Below are 4,425 nucleotides of genomic sequence, written 5' to 3'. Positions count from 1 at the left end.
TGGGTGGTCAGTTTTCCCATGGCAATCGCCTTTTGGATGATGTCGATGCCAGTCTCTAGCAAGTGCCGTTCCATTGGCAGCCTTATGCGCCGATAAAGTGTATCGGTGTTGTTTATAAGCCGGCTTAGCACGCCCCTTGGCCTCCATGGCCGGTGGTGGCATGGCACGTGCTTTGATCTCCTGTACATCAATCATGCATACGCCAATTGCCGCCGGCATCCGGTGTGGCACATAGAACGGGGGAGGGATATATGCGCAGTATTCCATCGTGGGACGGAGTCGATATTCACCTTTTGAAGGTGCTTAACGTTTTATTGAATGAATGCAGCGTTTCGCGTGCAGCCCTCAAGTTGGGCTTGTCCCAGCCTGCGGTCAGTACGTCGCTCAAGCGCCTGCGCGAGATCAGCGGCGATCCGTTGCTGGTGCGTGGCCGCTTTGGAATGACGCCGACCGAGCGCGGGCTTGCGTTACACGACACCGTGCGTGCCGCACTGGAAAAACTCGAGCTGATGACTCTTATTGGAAAGCCATCTTTTGAGGTGGCCCAAACGAGGCAGGCTTTCAGTATCGCCAGCCCGGATTACCTGCACGCGGGGCACCTTGGCCGTCTGGTCAGCCGCGTGAACCGTCAGGCTCCCGGGGCGACGATTACGATGCATGCGCTAGGCTCGGATTATGACTGGCTGGGGGCTTTGGAATCCGGGGAGATTGATTGCGTGATCGGTAACTGGCCGGAGCCCCCCGAGCATCTACGTACCGCCCCGCTGTTCGAGACGGACTTCGTGGTACTGATGCGCAGCGGGCATCCCTTATTGAGTGGCGGGCTAAACGTCGATGCCTATCTGGGGGCCGGGCATCTGGCCCCTACGCCACATAGCGCCGGTCCGCGGGGGAACCTCGACCTGTATTTCGCGCGCGAGCGACTGCGCCGCCATGTGGTCGCCCAAGTGCCGTACTTCAATCTTGCGCCCTATCTGCTGTTGCAGAGCGACCTGCTGTTCACCTGTTCGCGGCAATTTGCCGAACATTATGCCGGCTTGCTGCCGGTCGAATATCTACCGCTGCCGATGTCCTTGCCGTCGGTACGCTACTACTTGCTCTGGCACGAGCGCAGCCATTACAGCGAAGCAGATCGTTGGTTCCGGGATCAGGTGATGTCGGCGATGCGAGACGATGAGCCGCTTAGCCCGCGTCCGCGACACGCGCAGCCAGCCTGAAGCCTGCGATGAGCGCAATCTGTTGCAGGGCGGTAGCAAATTCCTCGGCCGGCTGTTGCTGCAGGCGCTGTTCCAGTTCGTCGGCGATTTGCTCAGGCGTACGCCCACGCACGGCGATGATGAATGGAAACCCGAATGTTTCCCGGTAGCGTGCGTTGAGTACCTGCATGCGCGTCTGCGCAGCATGCCCCAGCGTGACTAGTCCTGCCTCTTGTTGCTCCTGTGTCGAAGCAAGGCTCAGTTGTCCCGCGCTGGCCGCAACACCTGCCAACTCGGGATGGGCGCGAATCAGCATGTGCTGCAGGTCTGGCGATGCACTAAGCATCGCGTGGTCGAGTGCCGCAAACAAGGCATTGCGGTTTGCAAACGGGCGCGTATCCCAAGCGCGTTCGGCCACCCAGTCGCTGTGTTCGTAAACGCCGGACAGCGCGCTGACGAAAGCGGTACGGTCAAGCCCGGAAAGTTCGCTGGGCAAAATCTGCGTGAGCATCAAGGAAATCCTTTGCAGTAGGTATGCGCTGGATTATCGGTAACGGCTCTTTTTTCGCCAATGCACGAATTCGCATACTCACCTTGTCCGAATGCCGATAACGGCTCAGGGCTGCGGCAAATATGCGTGATTGGCAATAAAGGGTATTGCCCTCATGACGGGCAAAACCTCGAATAATCGCAGAGACAACAATAAGGAGTGCCCGACGCATGGATGGATATTGGTTGGATTGGGCCGGTTTGCTATTGCGCTGGTTGCATGTGATCGCCGCGACTGCTTGGATAGGCGCATCGTTTTATTTTGTTTGGCTGGATAATCATCTGACCCCACCGCAGGAGCCTGCACTGCAGGCGAAAGGCGTCAGCGGTGAATTATGGGCCGTTCATGGCGGCGGATTCTACAACCCGCAAAAGTATCGGCTGGCGCCGCCGGTATTGCCTGAAAAACTGCATTGGTTTCGCTGGGAGGCTTACACGACCTGGCTGTCCGGCATGGCCTTGCTCTCGACACTCTATTTTCTCCGTCCGGGTTATTTGGTTGATCCGGGCGTGGCAGCGCTGACCCAATGGCAGGCGACCATGCTTGCTTTAGGGATGATGCTGCTGGGTACCCTGCTGTACGAAAGTGTATGCCGCATGCTTGCCGGCCGGTCAGTCATACAGGCGCTCCTGCTGATCCTTCTGGTCGGCGCGTTGAGTTTCGCCTTTGCGCAGTTTTTTGCGCCACGCGCCGCGTTCCTGCTGACCGGTGCGACGCTGGCCAGTTGGATGGCCGGCAACGTGCTGTGGGTCATCATCCCCGGCCAGCGCCGGATGGTCGCCGCCATGAGCGCCCAACGCCAGCCGGATGCAGGAGATGGCCTGCGCGGCAAACAGCGGTCACTGCACAACAACTATCTGACCTTGCCGGTCTTGTTGGCGATGATCAGCAACCACTATGCCTTTCTCTACCAGCACAAGCAGTCGTGGCTGGTGTTATGGCTGCTGATGCTGGCTGGTGCACTAATCCGCCATTTTTTCAATAGACGCCACCATGGCGTCGTCGATTGGCGTTTCCCGGCAGGGGCTTGTCTGCTGCTGGCGCTGGTGGCGTGGCGCATCGCGCCGCCCGCAGTTGCCCCGCAGTTGCGGGTGGAAGGCGTCGATGTGGTTCAGGTGCAGCGCGTGCTGACAGAGCGTTGCGTGTCCTGCCATGCGGCAAAGCCGACGCAAGCCGGGTTTGCCGCACCGCCGGCCGGGCTGCGTCTGGATGACCATCATGCCATCGCGGCTAATGCGGTACGCATTCACCAGCAGGTTGTACTCAGCCGCACCATGCCGCTGGCCAATCTGACCCAGATGACCGAAAGCGAGCGGCAGTTGATTAGCCGCTGGTTTGCCGCACAGGGGCAAGGGGTGCAGCCGTGATGACGTCCTATCCGCGTGATTTGACCGGTTACGGCCGCAATCTGCCTGCCGTGCAATGGCCGGGTGCGGCCCGCGTGGCGGTGCAGTTCGTGCTCAATTTCGAGGAGGGGGCGGAGTGTTCCGTCCTGCACGGGGATGCGACTTCGGAACAGTTCCTGTCAGAAATCATCGGCGCCAGCGCCTACCCTGACCGGCACCTGTCGATGGAGTCGATCTATGAATTCGGTTCGCGGGTCGGGGTGTGGCGCATCCTGCGCGAATTCGAGCGCCGCGGCTTGCCGCTGACGGTATTCGGCGTAGCCATGGCGCTGGAGCGCGTACCGGAAATCGCCGCGGCCTGCGTCGAGCTTGGGCACGAAATAGCCAGCCACGGCTGGCGCTGGATTCATTACCAGACGGTCGATCTTGAAACCGAGCGCGCGCACATGGCACGTGCAGTGGAGGTACTCACCCGGCTGACCGGCGCTCCCCCTTTGGGATGGTATACCGGGCGGGATAGCCCGAACACGCGCAGCTTGTTGGTCGAGCATGGCGGTTTTTTGTACGACAGCGACTATTACGGCGACGAACTTCCGTTCTGGACCGAGGTGGAGACCCTAGGCGGTGCCCGCCATCCGCACCTGATCGTGCCCTATACGCTGGACTGCAATGATATGCGCTTCGCCACCGCACAGGGTTTCAATACCGGCGAGCAGTTCTTCCAATACCTGAAGGATAGTTTCGATGTGCTGTATGCCGAAGGCAGCGACACGCCACGGATGCTGTCCATAGGCATGCATTGCCGCCTGCTGGGGCGCCCGGGGCGCTTTGCCGCGCTGAAGCGCTTTCTTGATTACCTTGAACAGCATGACCGTGTCTGGGTATGCCGCCGAGTCGACATTGCCCGCCACTGGCATTTACATCATCCGTTTACACCAAGGAGCGCTCCATGATTCCTCCCCTGACTGCCCCTGCGGCCGAGTTGCCGGCCTGGGCCCGCAACAGCGTCAACCTTGCCGATATGCGCCTCGGCGCGGTGACGCTGGCCTGTTCCGATGATTTCTTTGCGCCCATGTCTCGCTTGCTGGCTCCGGATGCCGCGCAGTTTTTCCCTGGCCGCTACGACGATAACGGCAAATGGATGGACGGTTGGGAGTCACGCCGGCGCCGCAGTGGGGGGAATGACTGGTGCGTGGTGCGATTGGCTTGCCCTGGGCAGCTTGCCGGCGTGGATATCGATACCAGCTTCTTTACCGGCAATTACCCGCCGGCCGCAGCGCTTGAAGGCTGTCTGGCTGGTGCTGACCCGCTGCTCGAGTCGTCGTGGCAAACA

General features: G+C 60.2%; 5 protein-coding genes and 1 pseudogene. 4 read left to right on the top strand and 2 right to left on the bottom strand.

What is annotated here, in order from left to right; translation table 11 throughout:
- Nucleotides 1-195, bottom strand: a 195-nt coding sequence (locus ACRC1E_RS06065) for a hypothetical protein (protein WP_438514214.1), incomplete at its 3' end; no start/stop codon positions are given.
- Between the two features lie 56 nt (nt 196-251).
- Between ACRC1E_RS06065 and ACRC1E_RS06060 the strand changes: the two genes are divergently transcribed.
- Nucleotides 252-1,217, top strand: coding sequence for a LysR family transcriptional regulator (locus ACRC1E_RS06060; RefSeq protein WP_438514213.1), 966 nt, complete (start codon nt 252-254; stop codon nt 1,215-1,217).
- On the opposite strand, the gene uraD is transcribed toward ACRC1E_RS06060, so the two are convergent.
- Entirely contained in the window at nt 1,183-1,707 is a 525-nt protein-coding gene (gene uraD, locus ACRC1E_RS06055) for a 2-oxo-4-hydroxy-4-carboxy-5-ureidoimidazoline decarboxylase (RefSeq protein WP_438514212.1), read from the bottom strand. The two genes, ACRC1E_RS06060 and uraD, sit on opposite strands and share 35 nt — an antisense overlap.
- Before the next feature lie 209 nt (nt 1,708-1,916).
- Here uraD and ACRC1E_RS06050 point away from each other — a divergent pair, with 209 nt between their 5' ends.
- The 3 genes and pseudogenes from ACRC1E_RS06050 to ACRC1E_RS06040 form a co-directional block, all read left to right on the top strand.
- The gene (locus ACRC1E_RS06050) at nt 1,917-3,113 is read left to right on the top strand and encodes a urate hydroxylase PuuD (RefSeq protein WP_438514211.1); all 1,197 of its coding nucleotides are present in this window, start codon (nt 1,917-1,919) and stop codon (nt 3,111-3,113) included.
- On the top strand, nt 3,113-4,045 hold the full coding sequence (gene puuE / locus ACRC1E_RS06045) for an allantoinase PuuE (protein ID WP_438514215.1): 933 nt from the start codon (nt 3,113-3,115) through the stop codon (nt 4,043-4,045). The genes ACRC1E_RS06050 and puuE overlap by 1 nt, the downstream gene beginning before the upstream one ends.
- Nucleotides 4,042-4,425, top strand: a pseudogene (locus tag ACRC1E_RS06040) (allantoicase); the annotation flags it as partial. The gene puuE and the pseudogene ACRC1E_RS06040, both read left to right, overlap by 4 nt.

It is taken from the genome of Craterilacuibacter sp. (genome assembly GCF_051659485.1).
Lineage (GTDB): Bacteria > Pseudomonadota > Gammaproteobacteria > Burkholderiales > Chromobacteriaceae > Craterilacuibacter.
The sequence above is the reverse complement of the archived record's forward strand: the minus strand, read 5'-3'. Positions and strand labels throughout refer to the sequence as shown.

What these genes read in the sequence shown, in the direction of transcription:
- ACRC1E_RS06060 (WP_438514213.1), top strand. Translation starts at nt 252, where the DNA reads ATGCGCAGTATTCCATCGTGGGACGGAGTCGATATTCACCTTTTGAAG.
- uraD (WP_438514212.1), bottom strand. Translation starts at nt 1,707, where the DNA reads ATGCTCACGCAGATTTTGCCCAGCGAACTTTCCGGGCTTGACCGTACC.
- puuE (WP_438514215.1), top strand. Translation starts at nt 3,113, where the DNA reads ATGACGTCCTATCCGCGTGATTTGACCGGTTACGGCCGCAATCTGCCT.
- ACRC1E_RS06050 (WP_438514211.1), top strand. Translation starts at nt 1,917, where the DNA reads ATGGATGGATATTGGTTGGATTGGGCCGGTTTGCTATTGCGCTGGTTG.